This window comes from Brevundimonas sp. (assembly GCF_031412435.1).
Lineage (GTDB): Bacteria > Pseudomonadota > Alphaproteobacteria > Caulobacterales > Caulobacteraceae > Brevundimonas.
The window spans coordinates 52365-73385 of the sequence record NZ_JANODA010000036.1; the positions used below are offsets into that span (position 1 = coordinate 52365).

At 68.4% G+C, this 21021-nt stretch carries 22 protein-coding genes and 1 pseudogene; 6 read left to right on the plus strand and 17 right to left on the minus strand.

Translation table 11 applies throughout. From position 1 onward, the window contains the following. Positions 1–450: 450 nt before the first annotated feature. From RMO01_RS06700 to RMO01_RS06730, 7 genes are all read right to left on the minus strand, one after another. Positions 451–726: a DUF2312 domain-containing protein gene (locus RMO01_RS06700; protein WP_309628268.1), complete on the minus strand. Its 276-nt coding sequence runs from the start codon at positions 724–726 to the stop codon at positions 451–453. Positions 727–895: 169 nt separating this feature from the next. Next, positions 896–1021: a type B 50S ribosomal protein L36 gene (gene ykgO / locus RMO01_RS06705; protein ID WP_008263184.1), complete on the minus strand. Its 126-nt coding sequence runs from the start codon at positions 1019–1021 to the stop codon at positions 896–898. A 158-nt stretch (positions 1022–1179) separates the two neighbouring features. Continuing rightward, entirely contained in the window at positions 1180–1839 is a 660-nt protein-coding gene (gene scpB, locus RMO01_RS06710; protein ID WP_309628269.1) for an SMC-Scp complex subunit ScpB, read from the minus strand. Further along, on the minus strand, positions 1836–2654 hold the full coding sequence (locus RMO01_RS06715; protein WP_309628270.1) for a ScpA family protein: 819 nt from the start codon (positions 2652–2654) through the stop codon (positions 1836–1838). The genes scpB and RMO01_RS06715 overlap by 4 nt, the downstream gene beginning before the upstream one ends. 39 nt (positions 2655–2693) lie before the next feature. Then, positions 2694–3740, minus strand: coding sequence for a beta-N-acetylhexosaminidase (gene nagZ / locus RMO01_RS06720; RefSeq protein ID WP_309628271.1), 1047 nt, complete (start codon positions 3738–3740; stop codon positions 2694–2696). A gap of 4 nt (positions 3741–3744) precedes the next feature. After that, positions 3745–4485, minus strand: a complete 741-nt coding sequence (locus RMO01_RS06725) for an SPOR domain-containing protein (RefSeq protein ID WP_309628272.1) — start codon at positions 4483–4485, stop codon at positions 3745–3747. 79 nt (positions 4486–4564) lie between these two features. Continuing rightward, complete coding sequence (locus RMO01_RS06730; protein WP_309628273.1) at positions 4565–5746, minus strand: deoxyguanosinetriphosphate triphosphohydrolase; 1182 nt, start codon at positions 5744–5746, stop codon at positions 4565–4567. A gap of 72 nt (positions 5747–5818) precedes the next feature. Here RMO01_RS06730 and erpA point away from each other — a divergent pair, with 72 nt between their 5' ends. Next, the gene (erpA, locus tag RMO01_RS06735; protein WP_309628274.1) at positions 5819–6196 is read left to right on the plus strand and encodes an iron-sulfur cluster insertion protein ErpA; all 378 of its coding nucleotides are present in this window, start codon (positions 5819–5821) and stop codon (positions 6194–6196) included. Here erpA and RMO01_RS06740 read toward each other — a convergent pair. From RMO01_RS06740 to RMO01_RS06750, 3 genes are all read right to left on the minus strand, one after another. Then, complete coding sequence (locus tag RMO01_RS06740; protein ID WP_309628275.1) at positions 6193–6933, minus strand: prephenate dehydrogenase; 741 nt, start codon at positions 6931–6933, stop codon at positions 6193–6195. The two genes, erpA and RMO01_RS06740, sit on opposite strands and share 4 nt — an antisense overlap. Continuing rightward, complete coding sequence (locus tag RMO01_RS06745; protein ID WP_309628276.1) at positions 6930–8264, minus strand: dihydroorotase; 1335 nt, start codon at positions 8262–8264, stop codon at positions 6930–6932. Before RMO01_RS06745 ends, RMO01_RS06740 begins: the two co-directional genes overlap by 4 nt. Positions 8265–8400: 136 nt before the next feature. Next, the gene (locus RMO01_RS06750; protein ID WP_309628277.1) at positions 8401–9390 is read right to left on the minus strand and encodes a glycosyltransferase family 9 protein; all 990 of its coding nucleotides are present in this window, start codon (positions 9388–9390) and stop codon (positions 8401–8403) included. Between the two features lie 83 nt (positions 9391–9473). Between RMO01_RS06750 and RMO01_RS06755 the strand changes: the two genes are divergently transcribed. The 4 genes from RMO01_RS06755 (at position 9474) to RMO01_RS06770 (ending at position 12708) form a co-directional block, all read left to right on the plus strand. Beyond that, positions 9474–10256, plus strand: a complete 783-nt coding sequence (locus RMO01_RS06755; protein WP_309628278.1) for a folate-binding protein — start codon at positions 9474–9476, stop codon at positions 10254–10256. A gap of 144 nt (positions 10257–10400) precedes the next feature. Beyond that, positions 10401–11375 (plus strand): ferritin-like domain-containing protein, encoded by a 975-nt coding sequence (locus RMO01_RS06760; RefSeq protein WP_309628279.1) that lies wholly within the window; start codon positions 10401–10403, stop codon positions 11373–11375. Positions 11376–11455: 80 nt separating this feature from the next. Then, the gene (locus RMO01_RS06765; protein ID WP_309628280.1) at positions 11456–12052 is read left to right on the plus strand and encodes a DNA-3-methyladenine glycosylase I; all 597 of its coding nucleotides are present in this window, start codon (positions 11456–11458) and stop codon (positions 12050–12052) included. Continuing rightward, positions 12046–12708, plus strand: a complete 663-nt coding sequence (locus RMO01_RS06770) for a ribonuclease HII (RefSeq protein WP_409013056.1) — start codon at positions 12046–12048, stop codon at positions 12706–12708. The genes RMO01_RS06765 and RMO01_RS06770 overlap by 7 nt, the downstream gene beginning before the upstream one ends. Here RMO01_RS06770 and RMO01_RS06775 read toward each other — a convergent pair. From RMO01_RS06775 to RMO01_RS06790, 4 genes are all read right to left on the minus strand, one after another. Then, positions 12705–12992 carry a hypothetical protein gene (locus RMO01_RS06775; RefSeq protein ID WP_309628281.1) on the minus strand — a complete coding sequence of 96 codons (288 nt, stop codon included), beginning with the start codon at positions 12990–12992 and terminating at the stop codon, positions 12705–12707. The two genes, RMO01_RS06770 and RMO01_RS06775, sit on opposite strands and share 4 nt — an antisense overlap. Positions 12993–13033: 41 nt before the next feature. Next, positions 13034–14068: a DNA adenine methylase gene (locus tag RMO01_RS06780; RefSeq protein ID WP_309628282.1), complete on the minus strand. Its 1035-nt coding sequence runs from the start codon at positions 14066–14068 to the stop codon at positions 13034–13036. A gap of 139 nt (positions 14069–14207) precedes the next feature. After that, positions 14208–15641, minus strand: a complete 1434-nt coding sequence (pyk, locus tag RMO01_RS06785) for a pyruvate kinase (protein ID WP_309628283.1) — start codon at positions 15639–15641, stop codon at positions 14208–14210. A gap of 113 nt (positions 15642–15754) precedes the next feature. Then, positions 15755–17437: an alkaline phosphatase family protein gene (locus RMO01_RS06790; protein ID WP_309628284.1), complete on the minus strand. Its 1683-nt coding sequence runs from the start codon at positions 17435–17437 to the stop codon at positions 15755–15757. 128 nt (positions 17438–17565) lie between these two features. Between RMO01_RS06790 and RMO01_RS06795 the strand changes: the two genes are divergently transcribed. After that, positions 17566–18000: a cytochrome c family protein gene (locus RMO01_RS06795; RefSeq protein WP_309628285.1), complete on the plus strand. Its 435-nt coding sequence runs from the start codon at positions 17566–17568 to the stop codon at positions 17998–18000. Here the strand turns inward: RMO01_RS06795 and RMO01_RS06800 are convergent, their stop codons facing one another. The 3 genes and pseudogenes from RMO01_RS06800 to RMO01_RS06810 all read right to left on the minus strand — a co-directional run. Next, positions 18001–19509 (minus strand): altronate dehydratase family protein, encoded by a 1509-nt coding sequence (locus RMO01_RS06800; protein WP_309628286.1) that lies wholly within the window; start codon positions 19507–19509, stop codon positions 18001–18003. A 50-nt stretch (positions 19510–19559) separates the two neighbouring features. Continuing rightward, positions 19560–20750: a TMEM43 family protein gene (locus RMO01_RS06805; protein WP_309628287.1), complete on the minus strand. Its 1191-nt coding sequence runs from the start codon at positions 20748–20750 to the stop codon at positions 19560–19562. Positions 20751–20872: 122 nt separating this feature from the next. After that, positions 20873–21021, minus strand: a pseudogene (locus tag RMO01_RS06810) (protein CapI); the annotation flags it as partial.

The window sequence follows — 21021 nt, forward strand, 5'->3', positions numbered from 1 at the left end:
GACATTCCGGACGTTTCGACTACGCTTCGTCGGCCGGCGGCTTCCGGCGGCCCCAACGGCGCTTCGGCTCCTCGCCGTTGGCCTTGGCGGTGATCTCCTTCAACTTGCGGCCCTGCATCGAGGACAGGGCCTGTCCCGGCGCGCCCTTCTCGGGGTCGCCGAAGGCGCGGCCATAGGTCTTGATCCGCTCCGAGACGCCCTCGATGAACTCCCCCTCCCATTCGGACAGGGCGATCCCCGCCTTGTCGGCGGCGCGCTTGGCGCGTTTGAGGGCGTTCAGCGCCTTGCGACGCGCAGCCTCGCGCTCAGCCTCGAAGGGGCTGGGCGCAGGCTTGTCTTTTGTCTTGAAGCCCGAGCCCGGCTTGAACCCGGTCGAGCGCTTGAGCGACCCCCCGGAACGGTCTTGAGAGGGGTCTTTCGGACCGCCCGAGAGGGGCGTCCGCTTCAGGATCAGATCTCGCCGAGCGCCGACAGGTACAGGTCCAGGATCGCGTCCTCTTCCTGGCGCTTGGCCTTGTCCTGCTTGCGGATGCGGATGACCTTGCGGAGGATCTTGACGTCGTAGCCCTCCCCCTTCGCTTCGAGGAAGACCTCTTTCATGTCCGCCATGATCGCGGCCTTGTCCTCTTCGAGACGCTCGATGCGCTCGATGATGGTCCGCAGACGGCCCTGGGCCGTGGCGTTCAGGACGTCCGGCGAGGCGTCGAAAGTGGCGTCGTCGGCCATGGGAGGTCTCCGGGGAAGGCGAACAGAATAAGAGGCGGACGCTAACCATGCGGGGGCGAAACGCTCAACCGCAGGCACGAAAAAGGTCGCGGACTAAAGCCCGCGACCTGTGGGTAGTTCTGAGCTCAGTCAGTTCGCGACGAGGTCGCGAGCGAGCGTCAGAAATCCTTTAGCCCTGCTTCGCCTTGAAGCGCGGGTCCGTCTTGTTGATCACGAAGACGACGCCCTTGCGACGCACGACCTTGCAGTCGCGGTGGCGGGTCTTGAGCGACTTGAGCGAGCTGCGGACCTTCATGGTCTGAAATCCTTGGTGGCGCTGACGCTTGCCGCTCGGCGGCTCGCTGCTTCAGCGCAGGCTAGGGGCAAATAGAAATAGAAAAGCCGCGCGGAAGCCCGGCGGCGGAGGCGTGCGTATAGCCAGACACCCCCGGGACGTCAACCCGAGTCGGGTCTTCAGTCCCCGCTGATGAAGTCCTGGGCGAACTCGGGCTGATCGCCCTCCTCGATCGGGTCTTCCTCCTCCGGACCGGATCGCGACGGATCCGGAACCTCGAACCCGACGGGCAGCGACAGGTCCAGCAGGCCGGCGGCCTTCATCTCAGCCGCGCCCGGCAGATCATAGAGGCTGGCCAGGCCGAAATGCTCGAGGAACCGGTCCGCCGTCGCATAGGTGACCGGCCGCCCCGGCGTCCGTCGGCGACCCCGCAACCGCACGAACCCCATCTCCAGCAGCAGGTCCAGCGTGCCCCGGGAGATCGAAACCCCCCGCACGCTCTCGATCTCGGCCCGGGTAACGGGCTGGTGGTAGGCGATGATGGCCAGGGTCTCCAGCGCCGCCTTGGACAACCGGCGCGGCTCCTCCCGTTCCTCGGTCATCAGGAAGCCGAGGTCGCCCGCCGTGCGGAAGCTCCAGCGGTCGGCGACGCAGACCAGCTCGACCCCCCGACCCTCGTAGCGCGCCCGCAAGCCCGCGATGGCCGGCCCGACCTCGGCCCCCTCCGGCAGCCGCCGGGCGATATCCGCCGCCGACAGCGGCCCGGCGGCAGCGAACAGCAGAGCCTCGACCCGCCGTTCGATCTCGCCCTCATCGGGCGCGAACTGGATCCCGCTCATGGCGTCAGCTCCAGCGGCTGGCCCTGGCCCCGGCGCTTTAGCCAGACCTCGTCGAACGCCTTCTCCTGACGCACGTCCATCGCCCCTTCCTTGACCAGTTCCAGGCTCGCCGACAGCGTCGAGGCCGTCAGGCTGGCCTGGCTCGGCCCTTCCCCGTTCCGCTGAGGCGCGACCCGCTCCAGCGGCGTCCAGTCGGCCATGCGCGGCATGATTTCCCGCAGCCAGTCCCGCGCAGCCTCCAGCGGATAGGCCTCGACGCGCTGGCCGGGATTGTAGTGCCGCGCCTGTTCCCGGCGACGCTGACCGACGTAGGCCGCCATCAGCTCGTACAGGCTGGCGTCGATCCGGTCGGACGGGACGATCACCGTCGCTTGCGGGTCGCCGCGCGTGAAGACGTCCCGCTTCAGCTGCGGCCTGGCCAGCAGGGTCTCCGAGGCCTTCCGCATCGCCTCCAGCTTCTGCAGCCGGAAGGCCAGGGCCGCGGCCATCTCTTCGGCGGGCGGTTCGTCGCCCTTGCCCTTCTCGGTGCGCGGCAGCAGCAGCCGCGACTTCAGATAGGCCAGCCACGACGCCATCACGAGATAGTCGGCCGCCAGCGAGAAGTTCCTCCGCCGCGCCTCGTGCACGAAGGCCAGATACTGTTCCGCCAGACGGGTGATCGACAGCTTCAGCAGATCGACCTTCTGCGTCCGCGCGAGCGCCAGCAGCACATGCAGCGGCCCCTCGTAACCGTCCAGATCAACCACGAGTACGTCGCGCGCGTCGACCTCCTGCGCGGTCGTGAAGTCCAGGTTGGGCTGGAACGCCTCCGACATCCTAGTGGCCTACCGCGCTTTCGCGCTGCTTGAGGCGGGTCACGCCTGCGCCTCGCCCACGTCAGGCCCTTTCGACGCGTCGAGCCGACCCGCCAGCATCGCGTCGAACCGGTCCCGCGCCTCGCGGACGTCCAGCGGCTCGGGCGTGTGGACGATCCGGGCGAGCGCCGTCTGCGCCCGCCTCGCGGCGCCACCCTTCAGCCTGTGCACGCCTTCGGCCACCTGACGCATCTCGCCCATGTCGCCGGTCCAGTGGATGACGAGGTCGCAGCCCGCCTTCAGGGATCTCTCCGCCCGTTCGGTCAGGGTCCCGGACAGGGCGTTCATGCAGAGATCGTCGGACAGCAGCAGACCACCGAAGCCCAGATGCTCCCGGATCATCTTGATCGCCTTCTTCGACTGGGTCGCCGGACGCTTCCTGTCGATCGCCGTGAAGACGATGTGGGCCGTCATCCCGATGGGCATATCTGACAGGGCCTTGAACGGCGCGAAGTCCCAGTTGTCCAGGGCGTCGAGATCCGCGTGGACGGTCGGCAGTTCCTTGTGGCTGTCGGCGAACGCGCGGCCGTGGCCGGGCATGTGCTTGATCACCGGAAGAACGCCTCCCGCCAGCAGACCCTCCGCCACCGCCCGACCCAGTTGGGCGACCGTCGCCGGATCCCTGGCGTAGGCGCGGTCGCCGATGATGTCGTGGGCGCCCGGCGTCGGCACGTCCAGAACGGGCGCACAGTCGATATTGATGCCCACCGCCTTCAGGTCGTGGGCCATCAGCCGCCCTCCAAGCCGGGCCAGCTCCCGCGCCGCCAGAGGATCGTTGGTCGCCTTCAGAAAGGCGTCACCCGGGGGATATTTGCACCAGTGTGGCGGGCCCAGGCGCTGGACCCGGCCGCCCTCCTGATCGACCAGCACCGGCGCGTCCCAGCCCACGGCGTCGCGCAGATCACTGGTCAGCTTCAGCACCTGCTCGGGGCTCTCCACGTTCCGGCGGAACAGGATGAAGCCCCACGGCCGCACATCGGCGAAGAAGGCGCGCTCCTCCGCCGTCAGCACGGGGCCCGAGCAACCGTAAATGGCGGCGCTGTTCAAACTCCTATCGCACCAGGCAGTCGCCGCCGCCCGACTCGATGGCAGAGCAGAAGGCGCGGGCGTCTTCGCGGCTGAGGCCCGTGAAGGTGGTGCGGTAGACGGTGGAGCCGTTCGACGCGGTCACCTCCTGCACCCGCTTGGTGGCGTTGCGGGCGAACTGCGGGAAGCGGGCGGCGACGGAGGCATACTCCCGGTCGGCGATAGCCGTGGACGAGAAGGCGCCGATCTGGACCGCCGCGGCTCCGCCGGCGCCGTTGGCGACCGGAGCGGGGGTCGTGGCGGCCGGCGTCGTCGGACGGGCGGGCGCCGGGATTGCAGGACGAGCCGGCGGCGTGGCCTCGGCGGTCTCGATCGGACGAGGCGCGGGTCGGGGCAGCGGGGTTTCCGGCGGGGCGGTGAACTCGGGCGCTGCGGCCGTATCCTCCGCCTGGTCGTAAAGACCGACCCCGGCTTCCGGATCGACGGGCTGGGCCTCCAGCGGCGCCTCGACCTTCAGCTGGGCGATGGGCGTACCGACGGCGGGCGGCGCATCGGTCGAGGCGCGCAGGCCTGAGCGATAGAACAGGACGACGGCGATGATCAGGACCAGCAGGACGCCGGCGCTGACGATCAGGGTGACCGGCGGGGCCTTGGCGGGCGGGCCGCGGCGCGCGTCGAAGCCGCCGCGATTGAACGGCAGGTCGTCGTCGGTCGGCGGCGTGTAGGCGCCGCGATCGCGGGGGCGTTGGTCGTCGTCATAGGACATGGTCGTCGCCTTCTCGGGGACCGGCGTGCGAATCGACGCCCCGGCCTGACAGTCTAGCCCCTCAAGCCGTTCTTTCGAATCACAGATCGAGCGCGAGGTCGAGGTTGAACAGCTTCCTGTGCTCCTCGATCGCATAGCGGTCCGTCATGCCAGCGATGTAGTCGCAGACGACGCGGGCCCGCTTGTGTTGATCCGAGGTCGCGGCCAGCACGCCCCATTCTGTCGGCATGACTTCCGGCTCCGCCATGAACAGTTGGAACATGTCAGCCAGAATCCGCCGGGCCTGGCTGCGGGTCCGGTTGACCCGATAATGGCGATACATCCGGTCGAAAAGGAAGCGGCGCAGGACGCCGAGGTCCGCCAGCATCGGATCGGAGAACTGGATCAGGGTGCGACGGGCCGTGCGGACGTCCTCGACAGAGCGGATGTCGTCGTCGACGAGGCGGCGTTCCGTCTCGGCCAGCACGTCCTCGACCATGACCCCGATCATGCGTCGCACAGCCTCCAGCCGGGTCATTCGCTCATTGAGGTCGGGCCAGTCGCGCCGGGTCTGGTGCAGGATAGGGCCGATCATGGGCACGTCGGCCAGGTCGGCGAGGCTGAACAGACCCGCCTGGACGCCGTCGTCGACGTCGTGATTGTTATAGGCGATGTCGTCGGCGATGGCGGCGGCCTGGGCCTCCAGCGAGGCGAAGCTGTCCAGCCGCAGGTCCCAGCCCTTGGCGTAGTCAGCGATGGCGCGCCAGGCCGGCTGGTCCAGCATGTGGCTGACCGGGCCGTTATGCTTGACCACGCCCTCGACCGTTTCCCAGCTCAGATTCAGTCCGTCGAACGCGGGATAGCGGGTCTCCAGCCTGGTCACGACGCGGAAGGTCTGGACGTTGTGATCGAAGCCGCCCCAGGGCTTCATCTGCGCCTGCAACTCGTCCTCCCCGGCGTGGCCGAAGGGCGGATGGCCGAGATCGTGGGCCAGGGCGACAGTTTCGGCCAGTTCACCGTCCAGCCTCAGGGCGTGGGCCAGGGACCTGGCGATCTGGCTGACCTCGAGCGAATGGGTCAGGCGGGTGCGGTAGTGATCGCCTTCGTGGGCCACGAAGACCTGGGTCTTCTCCTTCAGTCGGCGGAAGGCTGTGGAATGGATGATCCGGTCACGGTCGCGGGCGAAGGCGTTGCGCGTGCGGCTCGGCGCCTCGAGAACCAGACGTCCGCGCGAGTTGGCGGCCAGTTCGGCGTAGGGGGCGCGGGCGTCGGTCTGGCTCAACTACGGGCTCCGGCGCGAACTTCTCGCGGGCGGCCTTTGCGAACGGGCCTGTGTAGCCTCATATAGGCGGGTATGACCTCCGTCCAACCGCCGATACTGGAACTCAAGATCGCCCGGCGGGCCCCCGAGGGTATCGTACTGGCCGAAAGCGCGGCCCGGCGGCTGGCGCAGCTGGCCGAGGCGGAGGGCCATCCCGTCCTTCTGCGCGTGGCGGTCGACGGCGGCGGTTGCTCGGGCTTCCAGTACCGCATGGACCTGGTCGAGGCCGGCGAGGCGGATGACCTGCGGATCGAGACCGACGGCCAGGTGGCGCTGGTGGACCCTGTCTCCGTGCCGTTCCTCAAGGGCTCCGAGATCGCCTGGATCGATGAATTGGCGGGAGCCCAGTTCGTGATCCGCAACCCGAACGCGGCGACCAGCTGCGGCTGCGGCGTCAGCTTCTCGATCTAGACACCGCCATCGAGGTCGGCCCGGGCCTCTTCGGCCAGGTCGAAGAAGCGGCGGCGAACGTCGGCGGCAAGCGGGTTGTCGCGTTCGATGGCGCGAAAGACGGCCGGGGAGTCGTAACGGACCATCTCCACCGCCTGCATGATCCGTTCGAAGCTGACGGTGGTCATTCGCGTCGGCAGTGGCTCCATCGACAGCAGCACGCGCGAGATCAGGTGGGTCAGGCCCTGGACCATGGCGGCTTCGCGGTCGTGATCCTCGGACGAGACGATGAAGACCTTCAGCTTCAGCGCCTGGCGGCAGAAGGCGGCGACGCGGCGGGCAACCCGATCACCGCGCACGGGGCAGACCGCGATGCGCAGGCCGGCGATGCCGTCCCGGGCACTCTGGGGGCCGAACAGGGGGTGGGTGCCCACAGCACGGACATGGGCCGGCAGGCGATCGGCCATCAGCCGGGCCGGCAGCACCTTGACCGAGCCGACATCGATGACGAGGGCTCCGTCCTGCAGATGCGGTTCGATGGCCGCCAGGGTTTCGGCCAGGGCCTCGACCGGGACGGCGAGGATCACGACCGGGCAGGTGGCGGCGGTGGCGAGGTCGGTCAGTCGGGCAGAGCCGTCGCCCGCGGTCGGGTCTGGATCGAAGGCCAGGATGTCGAACCAGGCCGCCAGATGCCGGGCGGTCAGGCGGCCAAAGGCGCCGTAGCCGATCAGACCCAGTTGCGGCCGCGGCGATGTCACGCCTGCAGCGTTTCCTGGAAGCGGACCGGGCGACCGTGGGCCGAGCCGACCAGTTCGCCGTCCGACATGACCACGCGCCCCCGGACGATGGTGGCCATGGGCCAGCCCCTGGCCTCGAAGCCGTCGAAGGGAGTCCAGCCGCAGCGGCTGGCCTGATCCTCATGCCGGATGGTGCGCGTCGCCTTGAGGTCGATCAGGGTCAGGTCGGCGTCCCAGCCCTCCGCCATCCGGCCCTTGCCCGCGATGTTGAAGATGCGCTGGGCGCCGGCCGAGGTCAGGTCGATGAACCGTTCCAGCGTCATTCGTCCCTCGGCGACATGGGTCAGCATGACGGCGGCCAGGGTCTGGACGCCGGGCATGCCCGAGGGTGAGGCCGGATAGGGCTTGGCCTTCTCTTCCTTCGTGTGCGGGGCGTGGTCCGAGCCGAGGACGTCGACGACGCCCTGCTGGATGCCGCGCCACAGGCCCTCGATGTGGGGGCGGTTGCGGATCGGCGGGTTCATCTGGGCATAGCCCTTCAGCCGCCCGTAGGCCTCGTCGCCATCCAGGGTCAGGTGCTGGGGCGTGGTCTCGACCGAGGCGATGTCGCGATGGTCGGCGAGGAACTCGATCTCTTCGGCCGTCGAGACGTGCAGGACGTGGATGCGCTTGCCGACCTCGCGCGCCAGCCGGACCAGACGGCGGGTCGACATGATTGCGCTCTCGGCGTCGCGGACATCGGTGTGGCTGGTCCAGTCGCCGGTCCGGGCCAGTCCGCGACGTTCGGCCAGCCGGTATTCGTCCTCAGAGTGGAAGGTGGCGCGGCGGGAGACGGCGCTCAGCACTTCACGCACGCCGTCATCGTCGGCGATCAGCAGGTCGCCGGTCGAGGCCCCCATGAAAACCTTGACCCCGCAGCAGCCCGGCAGCCGTTCCAGCTCGCCCAGGTGGGCCGCATTGCCGTGGGTGCCGCCGATATAGAAGGCGTGGTCCGTCCACATCCGGTCACGGGCGCGGGCCAGCTTGTCCTCGAGCGTCGCCGGATCGGTCGTGTTGGGATTGGTGTTCGGCATCTCGAACACGGCGACGACGCCGCCGAGGGCCGCCGCGCGGGAGCCAGTCTCCAGGTCTTCCTTCCATTCGAGGCCAGGCTCGCGGAAGTGAACCTGGGTGTCGATGATGCCGGGGATGACGGTCAGGCCCGCGGCGTCGACAATTTCGCCGGCGGAGGCCTGGCCGAGGTCGCCGATGAAGGCGATCCTGCCGTCCCTCACCCCGACATCGGCCATGCCGCGCCCGGAATGGTTGGCCACCTCGCCGCCACGGACAATCAGGTCAAAGGTCTGGGTCATGGGCGGGGTCCGGTAGTGAAAAACACCGTCCGAAGCGTCCGATACGTTCGAAGCGTCCGGTCGAACGGACCTGAAAACACAGTCCGAAGCGTCCGATCAGTCCGAAGCATCCGGATCATCGGAGCTCTCGCAGGTATTATACCTCAGGAATTTGGGGCGCCTCATTCGCAGGTCTCACTTTTTTCGCCAGCAGACCGCGCACGGCGCGAAGCACCCGGTCGGCGGGCAGGCCGAGCATGTGGTGGATGGCTTGGTTCAGGCGGGGATCGACGGCCCTGAACTCCTCCAGCGAACGCTCGCCGCGGATGGAGACGCCTTGCCAGGGGCCGGCGAGACTGTCGTCCGACGGGCCGAAAACGCCGACAGAGGGGACGCCTGCCGCGACCGCCAACTGGGTCCACAGGGAGTCGTTGCCGACATAGAGGGAGGCGCGAGACAGGGCGGCGGCGGTCTGGAGCCGGGTCAGCTTGCCCTGGAGTTCAATGACGCGGTTGCGCGGCACGGCAAGGCGGATTGTGTGGGCGGCGTCGCGATCCGCGTCCTCGCCCACGATCATCAGGCGCCCTCCCGCAAGCGGACCGCCCTCGGCCAGCAGCGGGCCGGCCACCTTGGCGAACCGCTCGGCGGGCCAGCGCTTGCCGATCCAGTCGGCGCCCGGACCGACCGCCAGCAGCGGGCCTGTGTCGGGTCCGATCAGGGCGTCGGCGGCGGCGTGGGTCTCCTCGCCGAAGAACAGACGGGGCGCGGGGACGTCATCGAGCTGCAGAATGCGGGCGGCCTGTTCGACGGCGTGCAGGCCTGGCAGGTCGGCCCCGCGCACGGCCCGCCTCTGGCGACGCAGACGCTCCGAGAATTTTGTGCCCCGCATGTCGACGACGAGGCCCCATTTCGTCTCGCGCACCTGGTTCCACAGGGCGATCCAGTCCCAGCGGCCGGTCCTGTCCAGCACGATCAGGCGGCGCAGGCGCGGCGTGTCGGCGAACAGGGGGGCGGAGGCGGCGGATCCGACGATGGTGAAGTCGGCGTGCGGCACGGCGTCTACGAGGTGGGCGAGCGCGCCTGAGGACAGGACGGCGGCTTCGGCATCGGCCTCGGCGATGTAGAGAATGGGGAAACGCACGTTCATGGGTGCACCGTATACGGATTCTCTCGTGGCGGGTGTGAGGCGTTCCCCTCCCTTTCACGGACGGGACCCCCTATCTGGTGCGAATGACTGACCGCATCGCCCGCCTCGACAGCCGCTCCCTTGTGAAGGTGAGCGGACCGGACGCGAAGCCGTTCCTGCACAACCTGCTGACCCAGGACGTCGAGACGCTGGCGCCGGGCGCCCTGCGATTCGGGGCGCTGCTGTCGCCGCCGGGCCGGCTGTTGTTCGACCTGTTCCTGTGGGGCGAGGACGACGGCGTGGTGCTGGACGTGGCCGCGGAGAAGCGCGACGCCCTGATCCAGCGGCTATCGATGTACAGGCTCAGGGCCGGGGTCGAGATCGCGTCGGATGAGCGGCCGGTGTTCGTCAGCTGGTCCGGCGTCGCGCAGGGCTTCACCGCGGATCCGCGCACGTCGGGGCTCGGCGGAAGGTCGATCGGCGAGCAGACAACGAACGCGACCGAGGATGGCTGGAACGCGCACCGGCTGGCGGTCGGCGTTCCCGATCCGGCGCGAGATGTCGATGACGGGACCTATCCGATCGAGGCGAACTTCGACCTCCTCAACGGGATCGACTTCGCCAAGGGCTGTTTCGTAGGTCAGGAAACGACGTCGCGCATGAAGCGGCGCGGCGAGATCAAGAAGCGGATGCTTCCGCTGACCTTCGACGGCCCGGCCCCGGCGGCGGGTGCAGAGGTGCTGAACGGCGAGTTGCGTGCTGGCGAGATTCTGACTGGCCGCGAAGGCTCGGCGATGGCGCTGGTTCGGCTGGATCGGCTGGATGGGATTCTGACGGTCGACGGCCGGCCCGTCACGATCAACCGTCCAGCTTACTGTCCAGCGTGACGTTCGTATTCAGTCTCGGCTGAAACACTTAGCTCATACTAAATAGCGGAAAAATCTAGGCAAAAACCCGGCGGCTTGTGCAACCGCGCGGGTGGTTCACGAGTATCTCCCTGCGGAACGGGCTCAACGACGCAGGATTTTCGGATGTCAAAAACAGATCTCATTATCGACGCCCTCGACCAGCGGGTGGAGCGTCGCAACGAGCGGCGCAACTTCTTCAAATGGGGCGGCGGCTTCGCTGTCGGCGCCGTGGGCGGCGCGGTCCTGGGCGCCTGCTCCAGCTCCAGCGACACTGCTGTGGCCCAGAATCCGCCCGCCGGCGCGCCCAATCTGGACGTCGAAATTCTCAACTTCGCGCTGCAACTCGAGTACCTGGAAGCCCAGTTCTACTCCTACGCCGCATTTGGAACGGGCCTGCCGCAGAGCTCGCTCGGCGGCACGGGCACACAGGGTGCGGTCATCGGCGGTCGTCAGGTCAACTTCACCGACCCGCTGGTTCGTCGCTACGCCAACGAGATCGCGAATGACGAAATCGCACACGTCAACTTCCTGCGTACCGCCTTGGGCAGCGCCGCCGTGGCCCAGCCGGCGATCGACGTCGGCACAAGCCCGACCGGAGCCTTCTCCAACGCCGCACGCGCGGCGGGTCTGGTCGGACCGGGCCAGGCCTTCGACCCCTATCTGAACGACAACAACTTCCTGCTCGGCGCCTTCATCTTCGAAGACGTGGGCGTCACGGCCTACAAGGGTGCGTCACCTCTGGTGACCTCCAAGGTGTTCCTGGAAGCCGCCGCCGGTCTGCTGGCCGTGGAGGCCTATCATGCCGGTCTGGTTCGCACCGTCCTGACCGCCAAGGGTCTGGAGACGCCGACACTGGCGATCTCGAACGCGCGCGACAGCCTGGATGGCTCGAGCGATCTGGACCAGGGCATCACCGCCACGGGTACGGGCAACGCCGCCGCCTCCAACATCGTCCCGACCGACGCCAATGGTCTGGCCTACAGCCGCAGCGTCGGACAGGTGTTGAACATCGTCTATCTGAACGCAGTGGCGGGCACGACCGCGGGCGGCTTCTTCCCCGCAGGCCTGAACGGCCCGGCCGCGTTCCGCACCACCTGATATCACTGCCGCGACCAGGGGAGCCCGTCTGTGGAAACGCAGGCGGGCTTTCGCTCGTCCGGGGCGTGGTAGGCTGAGGCATGACCGAATCGCAGCCAAACGGGGGCGGACGCTGCGCCTGGTGCGGGACCGACCCGCTGTATGTCGAGTACCACGACACCGAATGGGGCGTGCCGGAGTACGATGCCCGCGCCCTGTGGGAGAAGCTGGTGCTGGACGGCTTCCAGGCCGGGCTGGCGTGGATCACCATCCTGAGAAAGCGCGCGAGCCTGAGGGCCGCCTTCGCCGGGTTCGATCCCGACGTGGTGGCGAAATTCGACGATGCCGACCGGGCGAGGCTGATGGCCGATCCCGGCATCATCCGCTCGCGGGCCAAGATCGAGGCGGCGATCCGGGGCGCCCAGATCTTCGTCGAGATGCGGGACAACGGGGAGGACTTTTCCGCCTGGCTGTGGTCGTTCGTCGATGGCAAGCCGGTGCAGGGCGAGCGGGTCGGCGGGGATATTCCGACCCAGACGGAGGCCTCGGTCGCCATGGCGAAAGCGCTGAAGACGCGAGGCTTCAACTTCTGCGGCCCGGTGATCGTCTATGCCTTCATGCAGGCGACCGGAATGGTCAACGACCATGTCGCCGGGTGCTTCCGCCGCGAGGACGTCCGGGCTATGGGCGCATCGTGACCGGCAGGACGACAGCGAAGAAGGCGGGCCCCAGGGCTGCGAAGGCGTTCCCTAAGCTGACGCTTGAGACCCTGCTGTCGCAGCGGGTCGGCGGGCTTGTCTGCGGCGTGGACGAGGCCGGGCGCGGGCCGTGGGCCGGGCCGGTGTCGGCGGGGGCGGTGATCCTCTCGGCCGACGACATTCCCGAAGGAATCGACGATTCCAAGGCGCTGACGGCCGCCCGGCGCGACGCCCTGGCGATCGAGATCAAACGCTGCGCCGTGGCCTGGGGCGTCGGGTTCGCTTCGCCCGAGGAGATCGAGGAGCTGAACATTCTGCAGGCCACGGGACTGGCGATGTGCCGGGCGATCGAGGCGATGAGGGTCCAGCCGAAGGCGGCGCTGGTCGACGGCAACTACCGGTTCAAACTGCCCTGTGACGTCGAGACGGCGGTGGGCGGCGACGGCCTGTCGCTGTCGATCGCGGCGGCGTCGATCCTCGCCAAGACGGCGCGCGATCGGATCATGATCGAGATGGACGCCCAATACCCCGGCTACGGGTTCGCCTCGCACAAGGGGTATAATGCGCCGATCCACCAGGCGGCGCTGAAGGCGATGGGACCCTGCGCCATCCATCGGCGCAGCTGGTCGCCGATCAAGGCTTTGCTGGAAATCTAGACGCTCATCATCCCGCCGAGCAGCGCACCCATCAAGGCCGCGACGACGGCGCCGATGGCGACGATGAGCCAGCGCGGCAGCTCTTCGCCCTCGGCCGGCTGAACGGCGTAGGTGCGGGGGGCGATCGCCTCGGCGCGGGACAGGAAGTCGTTGGCAGGGCGGCTGTCGAACCGGGTCGCTGAAGGAGCTCTCCAGGCGGCGGTCTGGTAGGCCTTCACGGCGTCGCGGGTGACGGCGGGACGCGTGCGATACTCTGGGCCCTGGGTCACGATCATCTCTTCCATGTCGGCTTAACGACATAGTGAGCGCCGTGTTCCCGAGACCGTCAAGCTGCGAGCGCGACGGGCCGTTCGGTGACCACGAACAGGTATTCGACGTTGCGCAGACGCCCCACAGCCCCGACCTTCTCGCCTTTCGGATTGTGGATGCCGATGCGGGCGCCGACGTAGCGGGGACGCGGGATCTCCACGACCTGCACATGACCGCGCGCGGACAGCATCTCGACCAGCTGGTCGCGGCTCAGATAGCCCTCGTCGTTGAACGAGACGATCAGGTTGGGCGCGCGGATGGCGTCGATCACGGACTGCAGCGCCGGGCCAATGCCGGGGCGGGAGTTGAAGGCGCTCTTTCGCGTCTTCACGTCGATCCGCTTGTTGGCGATCCCGTAGGTCTCGGGTCGGTCCCACAGGATCAGGCTCTCCCAGACGTGGTAATTTCCCAGGTAGGAATGCTGGTTGTAGGGCGGGTCGAGATAGACGAGGTCGCCGTCGAAGGCGGCGGCGGTCTCCAGCGCATCGGCTCGCGTCGCGCGGCAGGGACCGGAGGCGACGCCGGGCTGAAGCGCCGGCATCCGCAGTTCGAGCGGCTTGAGCGCCCGCGCAGCCCAGGACTTCATATAGGCCATCTGCAGGCCGGCGGTGGAATCGACCCGGTCGGCGGCCTCCATCAGGCTGACCAAAGCGATGGCCTTGAGTTCAGGCTCCAGCCCCATGGCCTCGATCCGGTCGCGCATGGCGTCAATGCGGGCGCCGTTCTCCGGCGTGAAATAGCGGGCGTCCTCGCAGAAGGCGCGGGTGAACCAGCCGGGCGACGGCGGGGTGGCGGCGAGGTCGGCGAGGACGGCGGCTGCCCGATCCTGCCAGACGTCGCGGTCGGCTTGGACATAGGTGGTGGCGAGGGCGTGGGCATAGGCGTTGTGGTCGTTGGACCATACCCGGAACCCCGCCCCCTTCAGGGCATGACCGACGCGTGCGGTGCCGGAAAACAGATCACAAACATGGCCGCCCTCCGGCAGCAGGGCGCGGACGGCGGCGGCGATCGGATCCAGCAGGGCCCGCTTGGAGCCGAGGTATTTGATCATGACGTTCCCAATCCTCCCCATCGGGGGAGGTGGCGCGGCGCCTCTTCACGCCATGACGGAGGGGGCTCACCTCAGAGGACTGTGTCCGGGGCTGGCCCCCTCCACCCCTTCGGGGTCCCCCTCCCCCGACGGGGGAGGATCAGCGCTTCGCCTTCTTGGCCGGAGCATGCGCCAGTCGCAGGAGATTCGCAGCCCCCGGCGCGCCGAAGGGCGTACCGGCGAGAATCAGGATGCGCTGACCGGGTTCGGCGAGACCGTATTCCATGGCGGAGTTGACCGCGTCGTCGGTGACGTCCTCAAGGCTGGTCGGCTCCTTGCCGAGGCGCGGCTCCAGACCCCAGACGAGGGCGAGCCTGCGCGCCGTCTCCGGCTTGGGGGTCAGGGCGAGCACGGGCTGAAGCGGACGCTCGCGCGACATGCGCCGCGCGGTGCCGCCGAGGGTGGTGAAGACGACGATACAGGCGGTGGACTGGGCCTCGCCGGCCTTGCGGGCGGCGGCGACCAGGGCGTCGGCATCGAAGTCGTCCATGCCGGCGTGTTCGGCGTCCATCAGGCTGGGCCACAGGGGGTCGGCTTCGACCCGCTCCATGATCCGGTTCATGATGCCGACGGACTCAAGCGGATAGTCGCCGGACGCCGTCTCGGCCGACAGCATCAGGGCGTCGGCGCCTTCATAGACCGCATTGGCGACGTCGGAGGCCTCGGCCCGGGTCGGGGCGGGCGAGGACGTCATCGACTCGAGCATCTGGGTCGCCACGATGACCGGAACACCACGCTGGCGGGCGGCGCGGATGATGCGCTTCTGGGCGACCGGGACCTCTTCGGCCGGCATTTCAACCCCGAGGTCGCCGCGCGCGACCATGACGCCGTCGCAGTAGTCGAGGATACTGTCCAGGGCGTCGAGGGCCTGGGGCTTTTCGATCTTGGCCAGGCAGGCGGCGCGACCCTTCACGATCGACTTCAGTTCGGCCATGTCCTCGGCCTTCTGCACGAAGGACAGAGCGACCCAGTCGACGCCGATACGCAGGGCGAAGTTCAGGTCCTCGCGGTCCTTCGGCGTCAGGGCCGAGACCGGGATGATGGCCTCGGGGACGGCGACGCCCTTGCGGTCCGACAGCTTCGAGCCGCTCTCGACCGTGACATCACACCATTCGTCGCTGCGCTTGCCGACGCGCAGGCGGACCCGGCCGTCGTCGAGCAGCAGCAGCATGCCTTCGCGCAAGGCCCTGAAGATTTCCGGATGGGGCATCTGCACGCGCGTCGCGTCGCCGGGCGTCGGGTCCAGGTCGAAGCGCATCCTGTGGCCCGGCTTCACGTCGATCTCGACATCGGCGAACCGGCCGAGGCGGAGCTTGGGACCCTGCAGGTCGGCGAGGACGCCCAGCGGTCGCTTCAGGGCCAGTTCGGCGCCGCGCACGGCCTTCAGATTGGCGGCGTGATCCTCATGCGTGCCATGGCTGAAGTTCAGGCGGAAGACATCGACCCCGGCCTGGGCCAGGGCCTTGACCATGCCGGGCGCCCGGCTGGCAGGTCCCAGCGTCGCGACGATGCGCGCGCGGCGTGCTCTGTTCATGGTTGTCCCGTTTGCCGGTCGCGTTTCCCTGACGTCGTTGTGCCACGAAACGCGCCGGGGGGAAGGATGCCGCCGTCAGGGGAAACGAGAAGTGAGTCTCTGTTACCGAGCACTCAGTCGCCGGCGGGACACGGCGCCGCCCCGAACAGTCCGAGGTTCAGACACCTGCCGTCGAGACCTTCGCGCGTCTCAAGCCCCATCGCCCGGGACAGGGTCGGGGCGATGTCGATGGTGCGGATCGGAAGATATCGCTCCTGGCCCGTCCCCCCCGGCGACCAGAACACGATCGGAACACGGCGGTCGTAGTTCCAGGGCGTGCCGTGTCCCGCGACGGACTGACCCGCCCGACCCTGGCCAGGCGTCATGCCCGGCTGCAGGGCCAGAACGATGTCCGGCGAGCGGCCTTCGACGGCGCCCACGCGCTGGCGTTCCAGCAATGACAGCTCCTCGGGACTGGCGTTCCGTACAGGGGCGGGAGAGGCCAGCGCGTCCTCGATGGTCCAGGCTCCCGCAACGGTCGGTTCGCCACGGAGCCGCTCCACGGCAGCGGCGGCCACCCGACCCCGCAGCGGCTGCGGCAAGGCGATGTTGCCGGCGCCGACGACCATCAGACCGCTACCGCCGTAGCTCAGCGGATCGACTTCGAGATCAAACTCAGCCTTCAGCGAGGCGTTGAGCCGCCCAAGCAAGGCGGGGTCACCGCGGCGCGCTTCAGAGAAGCCGCGCGTCGACTGACGCTCGGGGAAATCATTACCGCCATGATCGGCGGTCATGACCACCAGGACGCCGCCGGGAACCTCGGCGAGGCGATCGAGGAAGGCGCCCAGCGCCCTGTCCAGTCTGTGCATCTGATCGCACATCTCCGGGCCCTGGTTGCCGAAGGTGTGACCGATGCGGTCGGTGGCCGACAGACTGACGCCCAGCATGTCGGTGACCCCGCGCCGGCCCAGTTCGCGGCTGTCGAGAAGTTCGGTCGCGGCTTCCAGCGTCATTTCGTCCAGGAACGGCGAGGTGTCGATGGCGAACCGCTGGGGCGGGAGGGCGGCGCGGAAGGTGGCCCCGCCGACGGTCCAGTCGCCCTCGAGCGCCCGGCAGGTTTCGTCGCTGTAGGTCCAGACCGGCGGTGTCGCCTCGATCCGGGCGGCGATCCGGGCGTTCAGGGCCGCAACGGGCGCCAGTCGCGCCTCGGCCGTCTGGCCGGGCTCGACATAGGTCGTGAAGCCGAAGCCGACCGTGTACCAGAACGCGCCGTCGCCTTGATGACCGTTCAGGGTGATCGCGCCGCGATCCTTGCCTGACACGGCGTAGATCCGGCTCTGGGGGCTGACGTCCTTCAGCCAGTCCGCCAGGGTGGAGGCCGAGAGCTGATCCGGCCCCACCGGCCCGTTGTCGGTGTTACGGCCATGGGCGAGAGCATTCTGCGGGGCGGCGAGGCAATAGACCTCCCGACCCGTCGTCCGGTCGATCCAGTCGTTGGCGGGGATGCCCGCGCGTGCAGGGTTCATGCCGGTCAGCACGGTCGCATGGCCCGGGCAGGTTTCGGTCATGGCATGCTGCTGATACCCGTTGGCATAGACCAGACCCTGGCTCGCCAGGGTGTGCAGGCCGCCGGTGAAGCGATCGCGATACTGGTTGAACAGGTCAGCGCTGAACTGATCCACCACGATGGTCACGACCAGAGACGGGGGCGCGGGCGTCGGTTGGGGCGGCGCCCCGGATGCTGTCTGGGCCATGGCCGCCGGTGCGATGAGGCAGGTCGCCAGGGTCAGCAGCAGGCGGGCGGGAAGTCGGGACATCGAGGACACCGGATCGATTGTGATGGCTCCGCTTAGCCCCCCTTCGTTACGTCTCCAAGACGGGCGTCGCGTCGCGTTGACAGGGCTGTGGACCACAGCCTAGGTCGCGAGCCAAACGGGGGCCCTCCATGACCATGCTGAAAGTCCTGATCCTGATCGGCGCGAGCCTGCTGGCGGCCTGTTCCGGCGAACCCGCCAAGGCGCCGGCGAAGGCCGAGACGCCCGTGGTTCAGGTCGCCGACGTGACCCAGCTGACCGGCGATGCCGAGGCTGGACGGACGGGCTTCGGCCAGTGCCGCAGCTGTCATACGGTCGAGGCCGGGGTGAACCGGGTCGGGCCGAGCCTGCATGCAATCGTCGGGCGGCCGGTCGGGACGGTGGCGGACTATCGCTACAGCACTGCGATGGCGGCGGCGGGCGGCGTCTGGGACGAGCAGCGGCTGTACGACTTTCTGGAGAAGCCTCGCGAGTACATCGTCGGCACCAAGATGACCTTCCCCGGCATCAAGGACGGCCAGCGGCGCGCGGACATCATCGCCTACATGAAGACGCAGACTGACTGACTACATCGTCGCGCCGAGCCGCCAGGGCTGAATCTCGTCCTCACCGAAACCCAGGGCCTCGGAGGCCGTGACCCTGCCCGAGGCGGTGGCGAGGATGGTCTCGAAGATCTCCGCGCCCAGGGCGTCGAGCGACAGGCCTTCGTCGAGCACCCGGCCGCAGTCGATGTCGATGTCGTCGGGCATGCGGCGGGCGAGCGCCGAATTGGTCGCCAGTTTCAGGCTGGGGGCCGGCTTGGCGCCGAAGACCGAGCCGCGACCCGTCGTGAAACAGATCAGAGTGGCGCCGCCCGCGATCTGACCCGTGGCCGACACGGGGTCGTAGCCCGGGGTGTCCATAAAGACGAGGCCGTGGGCCGTGACCGGCTCGGCGTATTCATAGACGGCGGACAGGGGCGCGGACCCGGCCTTGGCCACGGCGCCCAGCGACTTCTCCAGAATGGTCGTGAGGCCGCCGGCCTTGTTGCCGGCCGAGGGGTTGTTGTCGAGCGAGCCGCCCGTGGTCGCGACATGGCGCTCCCACCAGGCGATGCGCTCCATGAGTTTGGCGGAGACCTCCGGCGAGGCGCGGCCCGTCAGCAGGTGTTCGGCGCCGTAGATCTCGGGCGTTTCCGACAGGATGGCCGTCCCGCCCTGGCCGACGATCAGGTCGACCGCGCGGCCGAGCGCCGGGTTGGCCGTCATGCCGGAATAGCCGTCGGAGCCGCCGCACTGCAGGCCGACGACCAGTTTCGACACCGGCTGCGGCGTGCGCGTCAGGGATGCGGCGCGGTCGGCCATCTCCATCAGCCGGTCGACGCCGCGCCGGATGGTGGAGGCGGCCCCGCCCTCGTCCTGGATCGCCATGACGCCGAGGTCGGCCGAGCCGGTCATCCCTTCGGCCTCCATCAGGCTGGAAATCTGGTTGGTCTCGCAGCCGAGACCCAGCATCAGGACGCCGGCGACATTGGGATGGCGCGCATAGCCGGACAGGGTCCGGCGCAGCATGTCCATGGCCTCCCCTTCCGACGCCATGCCGCAGCCCGAGCCGTGGGTGATGGCGACGACGCCGTCGATATGGGGGTGACTATCGCCGAGCCGCGCCTCGACCTCGCGGGCGATGCGGCGGGCGACCATGGCCGAACAGTTCACCGAGGTGACCACCGCCAGATAGTTGCGCGTTCCGACCCGGCCGTCGGCGCGGAGATAGCCGTCGAAGGTGCGGGGCTCGGTCGCCGTCGTCGAGACACCGGCCTTGATACCGGTGTCAGCGCGGGCCGAAATATCGCCGATGCCGAGGTTTTGGACGTGGACCCAGTCCCCGGGCGCAATGGCCTGGGTCGCCGCGCCGATGACCTGACCGTATTTGCGGACCTGGCCGCCGACGGGGACCGGCTTCAGCGCGATCTTGTGGCCGGCGGGGACATCGGTCGTGGCGGTGACGCCATCGACGGTCTCTCCAGCGGTCAGGTGACGGACGGCGACGGCGACGTCGTCATCGGGGTGGAGGCGGAGAACGGACGGGGAGGACATGGCCCTCCCCGCCTAGCATGCCCCTGACGAAAGGTCAGGAGGCGGAAACGTCAGGCCGCAGGTGCGGCGGCGGCTTCTGCGGCCAGTTTCTTCTTCGAACGCCCGCGGCCGAAGCGGTAGACGGCGAAGGCGATGGCGCCGCCGATGGCCAGGATGATGATCGTGGTGATCGGGCGGAAGGCCAGCCAGGCCAGGGCGATGGTCACCGTGCCGACGACCAGACCCAGGACGAAGCCGATCAAGCCCGTGCCCATCCGGACGATCGTCCCGGCCAGCGGCAGGACGTCGGCCAGCACGCCGAACGGCGCCAGGATCAGACCGAACCCGACCATCAACAGGATCATGCCGACGACCCGAATGATCCAGGCGACCATGTTGTTGGCGTCCTGGGCCGACTGGAACATGTCGCCCGCGGGCACGTCGCCGTCTGCGACCAGCAGGAACTCCGAGCCGTTGCGGGCGCGGTAGTCGAGGAAGTTGTCGCCGTTCTGACGGGCGACGACGCTGATCTCCGATGCGGGCGTGACTTCATAGGAAACGCGGGTGTCGCCGACGACCGGGGACTGCGCGTTCTCGCCGAAGAAGATCGTGCCTTGCGACACCGTATGGCTGGACGCCTCGCCTGCGGCTGCGTCGATGGCGTCGGTCTGGTCTGCCAAATTCAGGGCCTGGGCGCCCCCGACCTGGCTGAGGACGTTCTCTTCCAGCCGGTAATCGCCCAGGGTGGCGTCGGTCGCGTAGATCTCGGCGCTCTCGATCGACATCTCCGGGTTCTCGTGACCGGCCGGTGTGTTGAAGGCGCTGGAATCGATCGCGGTCGAGGACCAGACCCTGGTGTAGGTATAGGTCGTCACCGTCTCTTCGCCGCCGCCCAGCTTGGTGCGGCTCTCGGACTTCGATTCCTCCTGCCACTGATACATCTCGGCCATGCGCGACAGCTTCAGGCCGGTGGCGGAGACGCCGAACTCATTGTCCTCCAGCGGCGCGGTCACCGCGACTTCGCCGGTGACGTGGACCAGTTTCTGGTCGTTGGCGGGATCGATCGGCGAGGCGGGCGCCTCGACCACGGCGCCGGCGCCTTCGGTCAGACCGCGTGCGACCTTGACCGCGTTGCCCTCATTCCAGGCCAGACCCCAGACGCAGGCGAAGATCAGGACGATCCCTACCAGAACGCCGGCGAAGGCCGAGCCGATCCGGCTGAACCAGCCCTTGTTGGTGGTGACTGTGACTTGATCCGGCATATGCGCCCCCCACGAGCATTGCGGTCGAAGCCCGACCGTCAGGCGCGCAGATATAGCACCGCTTCGTCAGCGCGATAGCGACGGTCGGCATACGGAAGCTGACGGCTTCCGGCTTCGAAAACTCAGACTCTGCGCCAGTCCCGCCACCAGGCGACGAACCGGCCCAACCCCTCGGCCAGGGCGACCCTGGGCGCATAGCCGGTCAGGGCATTGAGCTTGGAGACATCGGCATAGGTGGCGGTGACATCGCCGGCCTGCATCGGCCGCATGA